18 protein-coding genes and 1 tRNA gene are annotated in these 16452 nt (G+C 56.9%); 10 read left to right on the top strand and 9 right to left on the bottom strand.

The window, feature by feature from the left end; genetic code table 11:
* The 4 genes from VGJ94_02400 to VGJ94_02385 all read right to left on the bottom strand — a co-directional run.
* A partial coding sequence (locus tag VGJ94_02400) for a fibronectin type III domain-containing protein (GenBank protein HEY3275444.1) occupies positions 1-892 on the bottom strand: 892 nt, incomplete at its 3' end.
* Entirely contained in the window at positions 861-2234 is a 1374-nt protein-coding gene (argH, locus tag VGJ94_02395; protein ID HEY3275443.1) for an argininosuccinate lyase, read from the bottom strand. The genes argH and VGJ94_02400, both read right to left, overlap by 32 nt.
* Positions 2231-2899, bottom strand: coding sequence for a YggS family pyridoxal phosphate-dependent enzyme (locus VGJ94_02390; GenBank protein ID HEY3275442.1), 669 nt, complete (start codon positions 2897-2899; stop codon positions 2231-2233). The genes argH and VGJ94_02390 overlap by 4 nt, the downstream gene beginning before the upstream one ends.
* The gene (locus VGJ94_02385; protein ID HEY3275441.1) at positions 2899-3489 is read right to left on the bottom strand and encodes a nucleoside triphosphate pyrophosphatase; all 591 of its coding nucleotides are present in this window, start codon (positions 3487-3489) and stop codon (positions 2899-2901) included. Before VGJ94_02385 ends, VGJ94_02390 begins: the two co-directional genes overlap by 1 nt.
* Positions 3490-3575: 86 nt before the next feature.
* On the opposite strand from VGJ94_02385, the gene cutA reads away from it, so the two are divergent.
* The 3 genes from cutA to VGJ94_02370 are packed head-to-tail and all read left to right on the top strand — an operon-like array spanning position 3576 to position 4914.
* Positions 3576-3914 carry a divalent-cation tolerance protein CutA gene (gene cutA / locus VGJ94_02380; protein ID HEY3275440.1) on the top strand — a complete coding sequence of 113 codons (339 nt, stop codon included), beginning with the start codon at positions 3576-3578 and terminating at the stop codon, positions 3912-3914.
* A 49-nt stretch (positions 3915-3963) separates the two neighbouring features.
* Complete coding sequence (locus tag VGJ94_02375) at positions 3964-4164, top strand: cation transporter (GenBank protein HEY3275439.1); 201 nt, start codon at positions 3964-3966, stop codon at positions 4162-4164.
* Positions 4165-4914, top strand: a complete 750-nt coding sequence (locus VGJ94_02370) for a molybdopterin-dependent oxidoreductase (protein HEY3275438.1) — start codon at positions 4165-4167, stop codon at positions 4912-4914.
* 15 nt (positions 4915-4929) lie between these two features.
* Here VGJ94_02370 and VGJ94_02365 read toward each other — a convergent pair whose 3' ends face one another.
* Positions 4930-5412, bottom strand: coding sequence for a DUF2752 domain-containing protein (locus tag VGJ94_02365; protein HEY3275437.1), 483 nt, complete (start codon positions 5410-5412; stop codon positions 4930-4932).
* A 13-nt stretch (positions 5413-5425) separates the two neighbouring features.
* Positions 5426-5806 (bottom strand): DUF4234 domain-containing protein, encoded by a 381-nt coding sequence (locus VGJ94_02360; protein HEY3275436.1) that lies wholly within the window; start codon positions 5804-5806, stop codon positions 5426-5428.
* A gap of 222 nt (positions 5807-6028) precedes the next feature.
* Here VGJ94_02360 and VGJ94_02355 point away from each other — a divergent pair, with 222 nt between their 5' ends.
* From VGJ94_02355 to VGJ94_02335, 5 genes are read left to right on the top strand one after another with little or no spacing between them, the layout of a single operon-like run.
* On the top strand, positions 6029-6409 hold the full coding sequence (locus VGJ94_02355; GenBank protein HEY3275435.1) for a cytochrome c3 family protein: 381 nt from the start codon (positions 6029-6031) through the stop codon (positions 6407-6409).
* A complete protein-coding gene (locus tag VGJ94_02350; GenBank protein ID HEY3275434.1) occupies positions 6394-7719 on the top strand; it encodes a cytochrome c biogenesis protein ResB in 1326 nt (441 codons plus the stop codon). The genes VGJ94_02355 and VGJ94_02350 overlap by 16 nt, the downstream gene beginning before the upstream one ends.
* On the top strand, positions 7709-8518 hold the full coding sequence (locus VGJ94_02345; GenBank protein HEY3275433.1) for a cytochrome c biogenesis protein: 810 nt from the start codon (positions 7709-7711) through the stop codon (positions 8516-8518). The genes VGJ94_02350 and VGJ94_02345 overlap by 11 nt, the downstream gene beginning before the upstream one ends.
* Complete coding sequence (locus VGJ94_02340; GenBank protein ID HEY3275432.1) at positions 8515-9339, top strand: phosphoribosylformylglycinamidine synthase subunit PurQ; 825 nt, start codon at positions 8515-8517, stop codon at positions 9337-9339. The genes VGJ94_02345 and VGJ94_02340 overlap by 4 nt, the downstream gene beginning before the upstream one ends.
* A gap of 12 nt (positions 9340-9351) precedes the next feature.
* Complete coding sequence (locus VGJ94_02335; protein ID HEY3275431.1) at positions 9352-9630, top strand: HU family DNA-binding protein; 279 nt, start codon at positions 9352-9354, stop codon at positions 9628-9630.
* Between the two features lie 2 nt (positions 9631-9632).
* On the opposite strand, the gene VGJ94_02330 is transcribed toward VGJ94_02335, so the two are convergent.
* On the bottom strand, positions 9633-10667 hold the full coding sequence (locus tag VGJ94_02330; GenBank protein HEY3275430.1) for a histone deacetylase: 1035 nt from the start codon (positions 10665-10667) through the stop codon (positions 9633-9635).
* 199 nt (positions 10668-10866) lie between these two features.
* Between VGJ94_02330 and VGJ94_02325 the strand changes: the two genes are divergently transcribed.
* Positions 10867-10943: transfer RNA gene (locus VGJ94_02325), tRNA-Asn, on the top strand.
* A gap of 115 nt (positions 10944-11058) precedes the next feature.
* On the opposite strand, the gene VGJ94_02320 is transcribed toward VGJ94_02325, so the two are convergent.
* Positions 11059-11502: a cupin domain-containing protein gene (locus VGJ94_02320; protein HEY3275429.1), complete on the bottom strand. Its 444-nt coding sequence runs from the start codon at positions 11500-11502 to the stop codon at positions 11059-11061.
* A gap of 68 nt (positions 11503-11570) precedes the next feature.
* Positions 11571-12254, bottom strand: coding sequence for a type 1 glutamine amidotransferase domain-containing protein (locus VGJ94_02315; protein ID HEY3275428.1), 684 nt, complete (start codon positions 12252-12254; stop codon positions 11571-11573).
* Positions 12255-12845: 591 nt separating this feature from the next.
* Between VGJ94_02315 and VGJ94_02310 the strand changes: the two genes are divergently transcribed.
* Positions 12846-16421 carry a chemotaxis protein CheB gene (locus VGJ94_02310; protein HEY3275427.1) on the top strand — a complete coding sequence of 1192 codons (3576 nt, stop codon included), beginning with the start codon at positions 12846-12848 and terminating at the stop codon, positions 16419-16421.
* Positions 16422-16452: the final 31 nt, after the last annotated feature.

Here is a 16452-nt window from a genome sequence, read left to right as displayed (position 1 = left end):
CGTCGAGAAACCTGTTCTGCCCGAGCGGCTCCCGGTTCAGCTTTGCCCGTGCGCCGCCTGATATCCTGAATATATTATACCCCAGAACATCTTTTTCGGGGCTGGAAGTCCATGTGACGAGAACGCCTTTGCCCCTCTTCTCGGTCTTTACGTCAAGAGGCGCCGTCGGGGGCGTCCTGTCTATGGTCGCCGCGGCGACCTCCGTCCCCCGGCCTTCCCATTTGAAACCTGCCTTCATCGCCAAAGACCTTACCTCGTACCGGTATGTCTTTCCGTTCTCCAATCCCGCGTCATCAAAGGCGGGCGTGGACAGGGGGGCGGCATTTACCGGGAACAGGGGATAGACCTTCTCCTGGAGCCGGTATACGTTATAGAGAAGGTTATCTTCCCTGGTCCAGGAGAGCTCCACCCTTCCGTCGCCTCCCTTCACCGTCACCTTCGACGGTGGGTCGGGAGGGATTTGCCATGTAATGGTGAATACATTCGACCCTTCTCCGTAGGATCCCATTCTGGTCACAGGGCGGACACGGTAGGAGTATTGATATCCCTTTCTCAGGTCGTCGTCAAAGATAATGAGCTTACCGTTGGCGACGGTATAACCCTGGTTCTCTTCCAGTATAATGTCCCGCCACGGCTCGAAGCCTTCCATGCAGCTTCCGCAGCTCTTGAGTACCTGAAATCCCCACCGCTCTTTGAGCTCTACCCCTGTCCGGTCCTTCAGGGGCATGGTAAAAGACAGGAAGAGGACGCCGTCTTTCACCTCTCCTGCCAGGTCGTGTATGCCGCCCGGCACAGGGAGCCTTTCGGGCGTGGGAAAGCCCTTCTTGCCGCATCCCCCGCACAGGAGGAGCACGAGAACACTAAAGAGTAAGATATATTTTTTCCGCGTCAAGTTGGCTCTCCACTTCGACAAAAGAAGCCGCTCCTTTCGTCCGCCTGTTCTTCAGGATCCGTACGGGGTCTATATAGTCAAAAATATCCGTTTCAAAAACCACAGAGAAGCCTTTCATCTCTTCCAGCTTCATTTCGGAAAAGGTCTTCCCCTTTTCCTCGCAGTCCCTCACCATGGCGCCGGCGATCCCGTGGGCCTCCCTGAAAGGCACACCCCTCACGGTAAGGTATTCCGCAACCTCCACGGCGGGCATGAAACTTTGCCGCACCGCCTCCTCCATTCTTTTCCGGTTCAATTCCACCCCCCGCACGCAGAGGGTCATGATTGCGAGGCCGTCGCGTACGGTACTCACCGCGTGGAAAAGGGGCTCCTTGTCCTCCTGGAGGTCCCGGTTGTATGTCATGGGAAGACCCTTCATCAGGGTAAAAAGGGCGAAGAGGTCGGCAATCACCCGGGAAGTCTTGCCCCTCGTCAGTTCGAGGGCATCGGGGTTCTTCTTGTGGGGCATGAGGCTGCTTCCTGTGCAGAGCTCGTCGGGAAGGGCGATGAAGTTAAATTCCTCCGTGGAATAGATGATCAGGTCTTCCGATATCCGCGAGAGGTGGGTCATGATCATGGTCACGGCAAATAGGGCATCGAGGATAAAATCCCTGTCGGCCACCGTATCCATACTATTCTCGGAGATCTTTGCAAATCCCAGCTCACGTCTTACGAATTCCCGATCGAGGGGTATGGTCGATCCCGCGAGCGCCCCCGCGCCCAGGGGCAGCACGTCGATCGCCTCCATAACCCTTTTCAGGCGCTCCCTGTCCCTTTTAAACATATAATAGTAGGAGAGGAGGTAATGGCTGAAAGGCACCGCCTGGGCCCTCTGCATATGAGTGTAGCCGGGCATGAAGGCCTCTTTCTCCTTTTCCCCCTTCTTCACAAGTGCCTTGAGAAGCCCGTGGAGGGCGCGCTCTATCTGCGCCAGCTCATCCTTCAGGTAAAGGCGCACGTCGAGCGCCACCTGGTCGTTCCTGCTTCTGCCCGTGTGAAGCTTCTTGCCCGCGTCACCCGTCTTTTCAATGAGGCGCGCCTCGATATGCATGTGGATATCTTCCTGCGATGCCGAGAAGGCGAAGCGCCCCTCTTCGATCTCCTCTTTTATCTCGTCGAGGCCGCGGACCAGGGAGGATTTCTCCTCCTCCGTAAGGATGCCTATTTTATGGAGCATGGCCGCATGGGCCTTGCTCCCTTCTATATCATACTTGTACAGGACCCAATCGAAATCGATGGAAGCGCTGTAGCGCTCCATGAGGGGGTTCGTCTCCCCTTTGAACCTGCCGCCCCAGGCCTTCATATTCTCTCTCCGAAGAGCGCGGTACCCACTCTTACCATGGTGGCGCCCTCCTCGACGGCCACCTCGAAATCAGAGGACATGCCCATGGAGAGTTCTTTCATCCCGAGTCCGAATTCCCTGTTCGCCCGCCCGAGCATCTCCCGTAAGGATGCGAACAGGCCCCGCACCTCTTCAGGATCGGCTACATATGGCGCCATGGTCATGAGTCCTGCCGGCTTCACGTGGGCAAGGGCGTGGGACCGCTCCAGCATGCGTCTCAAGCCCTCTTCGTCCGTTCCCTGCTTGGAAGCCTCACCCGAGAGGTTGATCTCGAAGAGTATCTCTATGGGCGTGCCGTATTTGTCGAGCCCTTCCGCAAGCTCCCACCGGTCGATGGAATGGACGAAGGAGAAGAGTCCCGGTATATATTTCAGTTTGTTCGTCTGCAGATGACCTATCATGTGCCAGCGTACCTTTTCTTCAAATCCCTCTATCTTTTTCCTGGCTTCCTGGATGTAGTTCTCTCCGAAATCGGTTATGCCCGCCCTGGCGGCCTCTCTGATCCGCTCCCGGTCCACCCTTTTCGTCACGCCTATGAGCAATACTTCGGACCCCGACCTGCCGGATTTCAACGCGGAGGCCGCAATGCGACTCTTTACAGAGCTTATTATATCCTCGATATCCATCACGAAAGAACGCCCAGGGAGAGGAGGACCTCTGCCACCTCGCAGATGGGAAGGCCCACCACGTTCGAATAGGAGCCTTTTATCTCTTTTACCATGTAGCCGCCCTTACCCTGGACGGCATAGGAGCCTGCCTTCCCGAGGGGTTCGGAGGTCCGGATATACTTGATGATTTCCTCATCGGAAAGGTCTCTCACGAAAACCCTCGTCTCGACCGCATCGCGGTACATGATACTTTTCGATACGTTGAGGACGCAATAGCCCGTCATCACCTTGTGCCATTTATTCCGGAGCGATTTCAGCATATTGAAGGCATCGGCGTCGTCCTTCGGCTTCCCGAGGACCTTCCCCCTGTTCACGACGATCGTGTCCGCCCCGATCACCCATTTATCCGGAAAATGAGAGCCCACCTTCTGCGCCTTCTCAAGAGAGATCCTCAGCACAAAGTCCCTTGGCGTCTCATCTTTTTCTCTCCGTTCGTCTATATCAGGGGGGATGATCGAAAAAGAGATGCCCAGACTCCTTAATATATCAATCCGTCTCGTGGATTCGCTTGCTAATATAATTGAAACTCCGTCCTTTACCTGAAACATGCCCGCTCCTGTCGTAGAATAGAAAAAATATATGAAATTAGCTATAATTTCAAGATAAATCTATTGTAACAAAAAAAGGGGTCCCTATGGAAGAGATTATACAGATCACCTTCACTGCCGCTGCCAGAGAGACGGCGGAGACGATCGGAAGGCGGCTGGTCGGGGAAAGGCTTGCGGCCTGCGCCCAGATCAATGGTCCCATACAAAGCATCTATTGGTGGAAGGGCAATCTGGAAGAGGCCGAGGAGTGGCTCTGCGTGCTCAAAAGCAGGAGATCCCATTACGATAGGATTGAGGGGGTCATAAAAAAGCTTCATCCCTACGAGCTGCCCGAGATAACCGCCACGATGATCGATAATGCCCTGCCGGGCTACAGGGCATGGGTCATCGAGGAGACCGCGCCCCCGGACGGCTCCTTGTGTTAAAGTCCGCCGGTACTTATACTATTACATTAAAATAGAAGGGAGACCAACCATGGAGGAGACCATAATCAGCATCGAGGGGATGAGCTGTCAGCACTGCGTCATGCAGGTGGACAAGGCCCTGAAGACATTGGGCGGCATCGCGGATTCAGAGGTAACCATAGGCGCCGCAAAGGTGCATTACGATGAGACCCGGGTGAAGAAAGAAGATATCGTGGCCGCCATCGAGGCAGCGGGTTATAAGGTAAAGTAGATGTCAATAACCGCGCCTGCCGGAACCGACGGCTCCGGGAGCGGGAAAGCCGGCGGCTTCACGAGGCGCCTCTTTCTTGCCGCCCTGGCGGTGGCGCCTGCGATCCTTGCCATCCCGTCATCCCTTAGAGCGTTTTTCCTGCGCACCTTCCCCGTAAGGACCGTCGAGAGGGATACCTTCGCCTTCGATGCCGGTACGGGAACAATATACTGGAAAGAGACGAAATCAAGGGAGCCTTTCGCGCTGCTCCTTGACGGTCTCGTGGAGAAACCGATACGCCTCTCCTACGCGGAGCTTCAGGCCATGCCCCAGGTCTCGCAGATTTCCGATTTCCACTGCGTCGAAGGGTGGTCGATACAGGATGTGGAATGGAAGGGGATAAGATTCCAGGAGCTGCTAAAAAAGGTGAAGCTCACGGATGGGGTCGCCTACGTGACATTCCATTCTCTCGGATCGACCGGCAGTCAGCCTTTCGGGCAGGACCACTACATCGAATCTTTTGCAATCAAAGACCTGGTTGACCCGAAAAAGGAGTGTCTCCTCGCCTTCGGACAGGACGGAAAACCCCTTACCCATGACCATGGGGCGCCCTGCCGGGTGATCGCTCCCTTCGATCTGGCGTACAAAAATATCAAATTCGTCTGCCGCATGGAGTTTTCGCAATATCAAAAGGCCGGGTGGTGGACCCTGGTGGAACCGATGTACCCCGTGAATGCGCCCGTTCCATTGGAACGGCTCAGAAAAAGATAGAAGGGGCGCTCGACTTCAAAATTGGAGCTCCAGGACCTTGAACACAATCCAGTAGACGACCACGGCCACAAGCGTCGCCATATAAAACCCGACGAGCAATCCGGCCGTTCGCCGGGGCGCCCTCCTGAGCCATGGCGCGGGCATAAGGCTGAGACATACCACAAAAATAAGAAAGAAGGAGAAGGGATGGAGACAGGCCGCCCTCCACGGATCGCCCGAGGCGAGGGCCATCAGTGACCGCGTCATTCCGCACCCGGGGCAGTCCAGGTGCGTAAGGAGCCGGAAAGGGCAGAATGAAAGGGAAGACATGGCCGCATGAAGGAGGGGGAGCGCCCCGAGGAGATAAAGGAGGGAGATGCTCCCGAGACCCGCAAGAAAGGCTATCGCCATTTTTCGGGGGAGCAGGTACTTTTTCAGGCAATAATTTTCTGCCCCTTCTTCCCTCGAAGAGAAGGCCCCATGCCCCGGATCGATCGACTCCATCTCCCGAACTTTCAATGCTCTCTCCTCTTCACCTGCCGAAAAGCCTGTTAATCTCGTCTTGCTGGATGGCATCCGCCACGATATAGAGTCCTATCACGGAGAGTATCACGCTGATCACCGGAAGGCTCGATGCCACGGGCCTCCCCAGCCTGCCCTGGACTTCCACCAGGGATTGGGCCATCGAATATTCATAGAAGATATGATAGATGCCGCAGGTAATGAGGCAAAAGAGCAGCCACTTCAGGAAACTGAATTTCTCCCGGCCGAGGAGGTAGTTTACCGCCTTCATCTGCCGGGCCGTCCAGAAGAGGCCATAGATGCCGCAGGTTATGATCCACAGGATGATGTCCAGCAGAATACTCGATACGAATTTCTCTCCCCCGCCGGGAACACCGGCTCGATCTTCCATGGCTCCCCCTTTTATATTATTTCGTGAAGTCTCCCTATTCTGTCGTGTTTCATTATCCATGTCAACTCAATCCGGATGCCTCCACGAGGGTCCGGGACAGGCGGGAAGTCTATTCCGTCGCCTCCGGTAGTAGCGGGCCCCGCCTTCTTCCAATCTCTTAATACCTTGACATTACAGCGAAGTTTTTGTAACATGAGGGAAAATATCTCGTCGAGGTATGATATGAAAACTAAAACCCTTAATTTTCTGATGCTGCTGGTGGCCTCCCTTTTAGTCTTTTGCGCCTATCATGCCGCGTCGGCCCAGACTGCACCCGCCGATACGGCGCCCATTAAAATCGAAGGGGCAAAGATGGCGCCCGTGCCGTTCTCTCATCCCACCCATGTAGATAAGGCGAAGATCGCCTGCAAGACCTGCCACCATAAAGAGTTGGCGGGAAAAGCCTACGTGAGCTGCGTGAAATGCCACATGCTCAAGGAGGCGAAAGACGGCGCTCCCACGGCAAAGGATGCGTTTCACAAGCAATGCCAGACTTGTCACAAGGAAAGCGTCAGGAAGGGCGTGAGCGCACCCGTAAAATGTAATGAATGTCACAAAAAATAATCGACGGTAAGTCTGAGGATAGTAACGGGGGCCTGGGGAAAGGGCTCCTGAACGGGGTTTACCGGTTCTTATCTTCGGTAAAATTCACCATATTCCTCCTCGCCCTGATCGCCGCCGGGTCCGTCCTCGGAACGGTGATAAAGCAGGGGGCCCCGATGGAGGAGTATCTTTCCGTCTACTCTGCAAGTACGGTAAAGTTCATAAAATTCTTCAGTCTCGACGACGCATACCACTCTGCCTGGTTTTATTTTCTCATCGTGCTTTTCATGATAAACCTCATTCTCTGCACCGCGGGCCGGTTCTCCCGTTTCATCCGAACGGGAGCCGTGGCCGCAGGCATTCCGGACGAGCCGGCCATGAGACGCATGGAGATGCACTTCGAAGCCCCGGGTAAGAGCCGCAACGATGCGGAGCAGGCCCTCGGCCGCTCTTACCGCCTTGTGAGCAATGAGACGGGAGGGTCGGTCTACGAGAAAGGCAGATGGTCCCGTTACGGGGTCTTCATGATCCACGCAAGCATCATCTTCATCGTCCTCGGAGGATTGGTGGGCGCCCTCTTCGGATACAGGGGATACATGGTCCTCATGAAGGGCGAGACGGCTGACCGGGCGACCTTGCGGGGGGAAAGGCCTGTTGAGCGGAGCCTCGGCTTTTCGCTTAAATGCGACGATTTCAAGGTATCCTTTTATCCCGGAGGCGAGCCCAGGGATTACGTGAGCCGTATTCAGGTGATCGACAAGGGGAAAAAAATAATGGAAAAGGAGATACGGGTCAACGATCCCCTTTACTATAAAGGCATTCACGTCTATCAGTCCTCGTACGGGCAGAAACCGTCCTTCTCCTTCCGCATCGGGGGCGAACGTGTTGTCCTGAAGGAACGGGAGACTTTCAAGAAGGACGGCCTCCTTCTCATGGTGGTCAGGTTCGAGAACAAGGTCCATAATTTCGGTCCCGGGGTCCTCGTGGCATACCTCGACGACGGCAGGCCCAGAACTTCGTGGTTTTTAAGAGACGTGGAGAACCTGAGAGAAAAAGAGCTTGCCGGGGTAACCATGCGACTCGACGACATCAGGGAAGAATATTTTACGGGCCTCGAAATATCGAAGGACCCGGGCGTGTGGCTCGTCTGGACGGGTTTTGCCCTTATGCTCTTCGGGCTCTATGTCAACTTCTTTGTGTATTACAGGAGGATCTACGTGAGGAGCACGTCATCCGGTCTTATAGTGGCAGGGATCGCGCCAAAGAGGAAAGAGCCTTTCAGGGAGGATTTCATGCGCCTGAAAGCAAAGGTTTCGGGCAATGAGTCATAATATTTTCGGCGTCGTCACCCTTCTCTATCTCCTCATCTTCTTCGTTCACATCCTCTTTTTCGCCTTCCGGAAAAAGAGGATTGAAATCGTTGCGTGGACCGCCCTCTACACAACTCTCGCCCTCCACACCGCGGGACTGGCGGCACGATGGGCCGAATCGTACCGGATGGGCATGGGCCACGCACCTCTTTCCAATTTTTACGAGTCCCTCATCTTCTATGCGTGGTGCGTCGCCTTCATCACGGCGGTGATGAGGAAGCGTCTCACCATCCCTCTGATTCCCGCCCTCGCCTCTCTCGTCTCCCTCTTTTTTATGGGGTACGCCTCTCTCTCCCCTTCCGTCCAGAAGACGATACAACCCCTGGTCCCGGCCCTGCAGAGCAACTGGCTCCATATTCATGTGATTACCTGTTTTCTCGCCTATGCGGCCTTTGCCATCTCCTTTATCGCCGCTCTCCTCTACCTGGTGAAGGGACGGGGCGGGGCGGCTCCGCGTGAAAACCTCGATGAAATTAATTATCGAAGCATTATTGTTGGATTTCCTATGCTGAGTGCTGGTATACTTACTGGTGCCGTATGGGCCCACTATGCCTGGGGCAGCTACTGGAGCTGGGACCCCAAGGAAACGTGGTCCCTCATTACGTGGATAGTTTACGCCCTCTATCTCCACGCACGGGTGGTAAAGGGCTGGAAAGGTAAAAGGATTGCCATGGTCTCTATAATCGGATTTTTAAGTGTCATTTTTACGTATTTTGGAGTAAATTTTATCCTGTCCGGTTTGCACAGCTACGCCACATGATGATGAAGAAAAAACCAAAAAGTCTGATATTGTTCGGCAACGGAATAAACTGCGAGTACGAGACGGCCCACGCCCACAAGCTGACGGGCTTCGATGCGGAGCTTCTCCATATCAACGCCCTGATGGAAGACCCCCGGGTCATTCACAAGTATTCCTTTCTCAACCTTCCCGGCGGCTTCCTGGACGGAGACGACCTCGGCGCCGCGAAGGCCCAGGCGGTGCGATGGAAATACCAGAAGATCGGCTCCTCCGGAAAGAGATTTATCGATGAAGCGATAAAATTCGTGAACGAGGGCAAGATCATTCTCGGGATATGCAACGGCTTTCAGCTTCTCGTCAAAACAGGACTCCTCCCGGGCTTTGACGGCGATTACGGCCCCCAAACCGTGACCCTTACCTTTAATGACTCGGGCAAGTTCGAGGACCGGTGGGTCCTCCTCAAAGCAAACCCTGATTCCAAATGCATCTTCACCCGGGGTATGGAGACGATCTATCTCCCGGTAAGACATGGAGAAGGAAAGTTTATCTTCGCAGCCTCGGGCGACTCTGTCCGGGCCGAAAAAAAAGGCCATATCGCCCTGCAGTACGTGGACGAGAAAGGGGAAGTCACTTCCCGATATCCCGATAATCCCAACGGCTCGGAGAAAGCCGTCGCGGGCATCTGCGATTCCACGGGGAGGATCTTCGGACTCATGCCCCACCCGGAAGCCTACGTCACCTTCACCCAGCATCCCCGTTGGACCCGTGAGAAGCTGAGCGAAGAGGGAGACGGCCTGGGAATATTCAAAAACGCGTTTCACTATGTAATGGAAAATCAATAGGAGGTACCGGTAATGAACAAAACGGACATCATCAACAAACTCGCGGAAGACCTGAAGCTGAACCAGAAGATCGCCAAAATCGCGGTGGACAATATCCTGGAGACTATAAAATCGGCAATCGTTGAAGGAAAGAGAGTGGAGATCAGGGGGTTCGGAAACTTTTCGCTCCGCCAGTACAAAGCATACAAGGGACGCAATCCCAAAAGCGGCGACGTGGTAAACGTGGAACCAAAGAAACTCCCCTATTTTAAAGTCGGCAAAGAACTCAAAGATATGATCTGGAAAAGATAGTCCTAAAGCTCTCCCCAGAAGGGCTTTAGGACGCCCTTCACCTTTTCGACCACTTCAATGACTTCCCTCGACGCACTGAGGTCTCTGTGGGGGCCGCGGATCGGCTCCCGTTTCAGCTCCATAATCACCGCTTTCACCGACGCGGCCAGACCCCTTACATCGTATCCCCCTTCAAGCACATAGGCGATCTTGCCCCTGCAATGCTCCTCGGCAATATCGAGGAGTGCTCGGGTCATGGCGGCAAAGCCGTATTCCGTGACCGCCATGCCTCCCAGGGGATCGTTATAATAGGTATCGAACCCCGCGGAGACGAGGACGATCTCGGGATGGAACCTGTCCGCCAGGGGGGCAAGAAGCCGCCTGAAGACGTACTCGTAATCATCGTCGCCCATGCCGTAGGAAAGGGGCACGTTCACCGTAAAACCCGCGCCCTCCCCTTCACCCGTCTCACGGATACTCCCCGTGCCGGGATAATAGGGATACTGGTGAGTGGAGAAGTAGAGGATCTCCGGATCGCGGTAGAAGCTGTGCTGGGTCCCGTTGCCGTGGTGGAGATCGAAATCGACGATGAGGATACGCTTGAGACCGTACGTCTTCTGGAGATATCGGGCCCCCACCGCGATATTATTGAAGAGGCAGAACCCCATGGCCTTCGACCTCTCCGCATGGTGGCCGGGAGGACGGACCAGGGCAAAACCGGATTCCACCTCCCCCCGCTCGATCGCATCGAGAAGCTCCAGGACCCCGCCTACCGCCATCACCGCTGCTTCATACGATCGTGCGGAGGCGGCAGTGTCAGGATCGAGACGCGTATGGGCCCGGCCCTCGGTATTTGCCACAATCTTTACATAGGCCGGCTCGTGGACGAGGGCGATCTCGTCGATCGTCGCAGCCCGCGGGGCAAGGCTGGTAAGCTTTTCTCCCCCCATCTCATCGAGGGCCGCATAGATGTGCTCCAGCCTGGAAGGGCTTTCCGGATGGTAGTCGTCATTCACGTGCTCCAGGTAAATGTCATGCCGTACAATGCCCACGCTCATAGGCCCTCCACCCTCAAGGCGTTCAATTGTCGCTCTTTAAGGCCATCATAGTACCTTTCCGGAAAAATATCAATAAACTTCCGGGTATCCCCACGGTGCCCCGGGGAAGACTTCTTTATTGGAAGCAGGCCCGCGGGAAAATCCTTGACACGAGGCCGATCATATGGTTTACTTTTTACCGCTACACCGCTACATACGTTCCTCGGTAGCTCAATCGGCAGTAGCGACTGGCTGTTAACCAGTAGGTTGCAGGTTCGAGTCCTGCCCGGGGAGCCATATATTGATCTCAATGATTAAGGGGTTAGAGAAATCTAACCCCTTTTTTGTGTGCGCCCGTCATCGGCCGGTGCAGGAAAGTCTTGCGTACAAGATTTTAAGTTCCCATCTTAATTCACTGCTTTCTCGGATCATCCCGGGAATCGATGTAGTTGATGCCGAGGGGGCCCGTCCCGGTGATTTGACTGACATATTCCCCCGACTTTGCCCAGTGAAAGTGGGCCGTATTCCCCGGCAGCACGATCACGCTTCCCGGTGGGTACATTTTCAGTTCATCCGGATCGAATGTTTTCCCGAGGCCGATGTAAAACAGGCCCGAAATGACCGTGTAAATGCGGTCTTCGGGGTGCGCATGGGGCATCAGTTTCACACCCGCCGGCACCTTGACGCGGATCAGATAGGGAGAAGGCTTGCTGATATCGCCGACCAGGACCGATAACCTGACCGAATCGGGAAATGCCGGGAAAGAGACCCAGGTGATATCCTCCGGGAATAGCTCCCCGAATGCGAAAGGCGACAAACCCGGGGCAGCGGTCCATGTGGTCACGATAGGATCCATGATGCGCCTCCTGCGTACGGAAAAGTTCTCAGCCGTGACAGTCGGCTCGATGGGCAACCGTCACACGGTCAGGCAGAGCCAAGCAGTTTCATCAGCTCCAATGCCGCGGGTCCCGAAGAAGCCGGATTTTGGCCGGTCACCAGTGTGCCGTCGACCTGGACGTAGGGGGCCCAATTCACGGCCTTACTGAAGACGCCTCCACGCTCTTTTAACCGGTCTTCCAGCAGGAAAGGAACGACGGCCGTAAGGCCCACCTCTTCTTCTTCAGCATTGGTGAACCCCGTCACCCGCCTGCCTTCTACCAGATACTTGCCGTCCTTTCCGCGCACGTTCACGAGGGCGACCGGAGCGTGACAGACCGCGCCGACCGGCTTGTCGGCTTTTAGGAAGGCCTCGATGAGTGCGATGGACGTCGGGTTGTCGGGCATATCCCACATTGGGCCGTGTCCGCCCGGATAGAAGATCGCGTCGTAGTCATCGGCCACGACCTGGGCGAGCTTCACCGTGTGGGCGAGCACAGACTGCGTTGCCCGGTCCTTCTTGAAGCGCGTGGTCGCATTAGTTTGACCTTCGGGGGTATCGCTCTTAGGATCGAGCGGGGGCTCGCCCCCCTTGGGTGAAGCAACGGTCACTACGGCGCCTGCGTCGAGGAAGGTATAATAGGGAGCAGCGAACTCCTCCAGCCAAAAGCCGGTCTTTCGGCCGGTGTTTCCGAGGGTGTCGTGAGAGGTCATCACCATCAGGATTTTCATTGTTTTCCTCCCTGGGTTCTTTACTTTCTTACTTGAAAATGTCAGATATGCCGGAACTGATGCCCGTGAGGTGCCGGGATTCATCCTTTCGTCGAGCCTAAAGTCCACTGTATAGTCAGTTTAGTTTTTAAGCACCCGTGCATGAATTGTCAACGAACGTGCGGCCATTCCGGCCTTGCCCTGTCGGAACCCGAGATTCTCGGAAGGTTTTTGTCGGATCATGAGAAATCTGAATGTGTAGGGGACCGAAGTTTGCTCAGTGCAGCGCCCGGGGAGCTATTTAAACCTCCAAGCCCCCTTCCGTGCAGCGCGTGTCTCCACATTCGATAAATCCGGGGTTGAAAATAAATCTCCCCATTGCGCAACCGCACCTTGCGTCGTCAAATCCACTGTCGTATAATTTACGTAAGCATGAAGTGGAAGACTCGATCGATGTGCCTCCTACAGGATACACGGTGAATACAAAGATGCTTATAAGATCGCGGTCAACTGCACCTGGGCAGAGGAGTACCGGCCCCACGGGGAGCGGCCGACGGCACAAGGCGCGCTCCTGTTCAGGGTGCGCAGCTTTCCGAAAGGGGGGAGACAGGCATGAATGACGAGAACAAGGAACATCCCCAGGAAGATAAGGAAGCAAAGACACCCGAAGGAGCGGAAGAGAAGAAGGGCTTTCCCATTGTCGGCATAGGCGCGTCCGCGGGCGGGCTTTCCGCCTTCGAGGCCTTTTTCTCCGGCATGCCTGCCGGCGCCGATCCGGGCATGGCCTTCGTGCTCGTCCAGCATCTCGCGCCGGACCATAAGAGCATCCTCACCGAGCTCATCCGACGCTATACCAGGATGCAGGTCCTGGAAGTGCGGGACGGGATGAAGGTCGAGCCCAATTGCGCCTACATCATTCCCCCGGGCCGCGACATGGCCTTTATCGGCGGCAACCTGCAGCTCCTCGAGCCCAGCGCGCCCCGGGGGCAGCGGCTGCCCATCGACTTCTTCTTTCGCTCCCTCGCGCAGGACCTCCGGGAGCGGGCCATAGGCATCGTCCTTTCGGGCACCGGCAGCGACGGCACGTTAGGCATACGGGCCATCAAGGGCGAAGGGGGGATGGTCATGGCCCAGGCGCCCGCAACCACCGAGTATGACGGCATGCCCAGGAGCGCCATCGCCACGGGCCTAGTCGATTACGAGCTTCCCCCGGCTGAAATGGCCGCCCAGCTGATCGCCTACGCCTCGCGGGCTTTCGGCAAGACTTCCGCTCGGGGGCCCTCCCCGGAGATCAGGTCGGAGAACGCGCTCAAGAAGATATTTATTCTGGTGCGGTCCCAGACGGGCCACGATTTCTCTCAATACAAGATAAACACCATACACCGCCGCATCGAGCGGCGGATGGCCGTCCACCAGATCGAGACGATGGATGCCTATGTCAAGTTCATGCAGCGTACGCCGTCGGAGACGGAGGCCCTCTTCCGCGACCTGCTTATCGGCGTCACCAGTTTCTTCCGCGACCCCGAGGCCTTCAAGCTCCTCGAGGAGAAAATCATACCCAAGCTCTTTGCGGGCAAGACCCCGGAGAGCGTGATCCGTGTCTGGTCGCCGGGCTGCGCCACGGGCGAGGAGGCCTATTCGCTGGCCATCCTTCTGGCCGAGCACCAGGAAGCGCTCAAGCGGGCCTTCAGGATCCAAGTCTTTGCCACCGATATCGACGTCGCGGCTGTTGCCCACGCAAGAAGCGGCATCTACGCGGCGAGCGTTGCCGCCGATATCTCACCGGAGCGGCTTGCTCGCTTTTTTTCCGCCGAGCCGGAGGGCGCCAGCTACCGGATCCACAAAATGATCCGGGACATGCTTATCTTCTCCGAGCAGGACGTGATCAGGGACCCGCCATTCTCGAGAATAGATCTCATCAGCTGCCGCAACATGCTCATTTACATGGATGCGGAGCTTCAGAAGAAGCTCATACCTCTGTTCCATTATGCCCTGAATCCCGGGGGCTTCCTCTTTCTCGGGACCTCGGAGACCATATCGGAGTTTACCGATCTTTTCAACGTGATCGACCGGAAGCAGAAGGTCTACCAGAGAAAGGAGGACCTCCGCGGTTCCCAGCGCCAGGCCCTGGGCCGGTTTCTCGCGGCCATGAATGCGGATACCGAAACCGTCAGGGGCAAAACGGCAGCGTCCGGGAAGCTGCCTCTGCGCGAGCTGACGGAGCAGGCCCTTCTCCAGCAAACCGTTCCCGCTGCGGCCCTCGTGAGTGCCCGTGGCGACATCCTCTATCTCCACGGCCGCACCGGGCAGTTCCTCGAGCCTGCGCAGGGGGAGGCAGGGGTGAGCAACATCCTCAAGATGGCCCGGGAGGGATTGAAACGGGACCTTGCCACATCGCTTCACAAGGCCGCAACCGACGGGAAGGCGGTGCGCCACTCCAACCTGAAGGTGAAGACGAACGGCGACTTCGAGTCCGTCAACCTCACCGTTCGCCCGGTGGCAATCGGAGCGGCCGACGGCGCCGAGGCGCCACTCTTCCTCGTGATCCTGGAGCATGCCCAGCCCCCCGAACCCCCGCCGGTCACGGTTCCTGATGCCGAAGGCACAGACACGGATGCCCGCGTCGTCGCGCTTCAGCAGGAGCTGAAAGCCAAGGAAGACCACCTGCAGTCCACCAACGAGCAGCTGGAAACGGCCAACGAGGAGCTCAAGTCCTCGAACGAGGAGATGCAGTCGGTGAACGAGGAGCTCCAGTCGACCAACGAGGAGCTGGAGACTTCCAAGGAGGAGCTCCAGTCGGTCAACGAGGAGCTGGCCACGGTCAACGCCGAGCTTCAGACGAAGGTGACCGACCTGACGAGGGCCAATAACGACATGAACAATCTCCTCGCAGGCACGGGTATCGGGACGGTCTTCGTGGATCACGCGCTTAAGATCCTGCGGTTCACCCCCGCCGCCACCCGCATCATCAACCTGATCCAAAGCGACGTGGGGAGACCGGTGGGCCACATCGTCTCCAACCTGGCCGATTACAGCCACCTTCCGGAAGATGCGAAAGAGGTGCTGGAAACCCTCGTCCCCAAGGAAGTGGAGGTTCGGACGGGGACGGGCGCCTGGTACGAAATGCGGATCATGCCTTACCGGACCCTCGACAACGTGATCGAGGGCGCGGTCATCACCTTCGTGGACATCACCGCCCTGAAACAGGCGCAGGAGGCGCTCGGCAAGAGCGAATCTCTCTACCGGGCGCTGGTGCTCGCAAGCTCCGATGCGGTCTATCGCATGGGCCCGGACTGGAGCGAAATGCGCTACCTCCAGAGCCGCGATTTCATACCCGTCACCAACTCCCCGAGCCCTAACTGGCTCCATAGATACATTCCTCCCGAGGAGCAGCCCCGGGTGCGGGCGAAGATCGAGGAAGCGGTCCGGACGAAAGGGATTTTCGAGCTCGAGCACCGCGTGCTGCGCGTCGACGGCAGCGTGGGCTGGACCTTCTCGCGGGCCGTCCCCCTGTTGAATAAAGAGGGCGATATCGTCGAGTGGGTCGGCACGGCCATCGACATTTCGGATCGAAAGACGGCCCAGGAGAGGTTGGCCGCGGACCTCGGGGCCATGAAGCTCCAAAGTGAAGTCGGGGCCGTCTTCGTGCATGAAGGCGATCTCCAGCCGGTGCTCGACAAGATCGTGGAAACGGCCGTTGCCATTGCCGGGGCCGACATGGGAAACATCCAGCTTCTGAACCCTGCCTCGGGCGCCCTGGAGGTGAGGGCGCAGCGCGGCTCCGGCCGGCGATGGACCGAGCTGTGTGACGGGGCCGGAAGGGAGAACGATGCTTGCGGAAGCATCATCCCGCGAGGCACGCGGATGGTCGTCGAGGACGTGGCCGCCGAACCCCTTCCTGAAGGGGCGCCTGCGGAGATCATGCGCGGGGCGGGCATCCGGGCCCTCGTCTCCACTCCCGTTAAAGAGCGGGCAGGCCGAGTTATCGGCGTCTTCTCCGTCTTTTTCAGAAGCCCGCACAAATCCGAAGAGGGGACGCTGCAACGCCTCGATGTGCTGGCCCGCCTGACCGCGGACGTGATCGAGCGCGCCCGCACGGATGATGAACTGAAAAGGAGCGAGGAAAAATACCGGACCCTAGCCGGGGACGGGACAGTGGGGATGGAAGAAAGGAAGGATAATGAATAGACCAGGCACGGCGGGCCCAGTGATCGGGGTA

The organism is Syntrophorhabdaceae bacterium (assembly GCA_036504895.1).
Taxonomy (GTDB): Bacteria; Desulfobacterota; Syntrophorhabdia; order Syntrophorhabdales; family Syntrophorhabdaceae; genus PNOM01.
The sequence above is the reverse complement of the archived record's forward strand: the minus strand, read 5'-3'. Positions and strand labels throughout refer to the sequence as shown.

Coding starts and splice junctions, on each gene's coding strand:
- argH (HEY3275443.1), bottom strand. CDS start 2,234: ATGAAGGCCTGGGGCGGCAGGTTCAAAGGGGAGACGAACCCCCTCATG.
- VGJ94_02390 (HEY3275442.1), bottom strand. CDS start 2,899: ATGGATATCGAGGATATAATAAGCTCTGTAAAGAGTCGCATTGCGGCC.
- VGJ94_02385 (HEY3275441.1), bottom strand. CDS start 3,489: ATGTTTCAGGTAAAGGACGGAGTTTCAATTATATTAGCAAGCGAATCC.
- cutA (HEY3275440.1), top strand. CDS start 3,576: ATGGAAGAGATTATACAGATCACCTTCACTGCCGCTGCCAGAGAGACG.
- VGJ94_02375 (HEY3275439.1), top strand. CDS start 3,964: ATGGAGGAGACCATAATCAGCATCGAGGGGATGAGCTGTCAGCACTGC.
- VGJ94_02370 (HEY3275438.1), top strand. CDS start 4,165: ATGTCAATAACCGCGCCTGCCGGAACCGACGGCTCCGGGAGCGGGAAA.
- VGJ94_02360 (HEY3275436.1), bottom strand. CDS start 5,806: ATGGAAGATCGAGCCGGTGTTCCCGGCGGGGGAGAGAAATTCGTATCG.
- VGJ94_02355 (HEY3275435.1), top strand. CDS start 6,029: ATGAAAACTAAAACCCTTAATTTTCTGATGCTGCTGGTGGCCTCCCTT.
- VGJ94_02350 (HEY3275434.1), top strand. CDS start 6,394: ATGTCACAAAAAATAATCGACGGTAAGTCTGAGGATAGTAACGGGGGC.
- VGJ94_02345 (HEY3275433.1), top strand. CDS start 7,709: ATGAGTCATAATATTTTCGGCGTCGTCACCCTTCTCTATCTCCTCATC.
- VGJ94_02340 (HEY3275432.1), top strand. CDS start 8,515: ATGATGATGAAGAAAAAACCAAAAAGTCTGATATTGTTCGGCAACGGA.
- VGJ94_02335 (HEY3275431.1), top strand. CDS start 9,352: ATGAACAAAACGGACATCATCAACAAACTCGCGGAAGACCTGAAGCTG.
- VGJ94_02330 (HEY3275430.1), bottom strand. CDS start 10,667: ATGAGCGTGGGCATTGTACGGCATGACATTTACCTGGAGCACGTGAAT.
- VGJ94_02320 (HEY3275429.1), bottom strand. CDS start 11,502: ATGGATCCTATCGTGACCACATGGACCGCTGCCCCGGGTTTGTCGCCT.
- VGJ94_02315 (HEY3275428.1), bottom strand. CDS start 12,254: ATGAAAATCCTGATGGTGATGACCTCTCACGACACCCTCGGAAACACC.
- VGJ94_02310 (HEY3275427.1), top strand. CDS start 12,846: ATGAATGACGAGAACAAGGAACATCCCCAGGAAGATAAGGAAGCAAAG.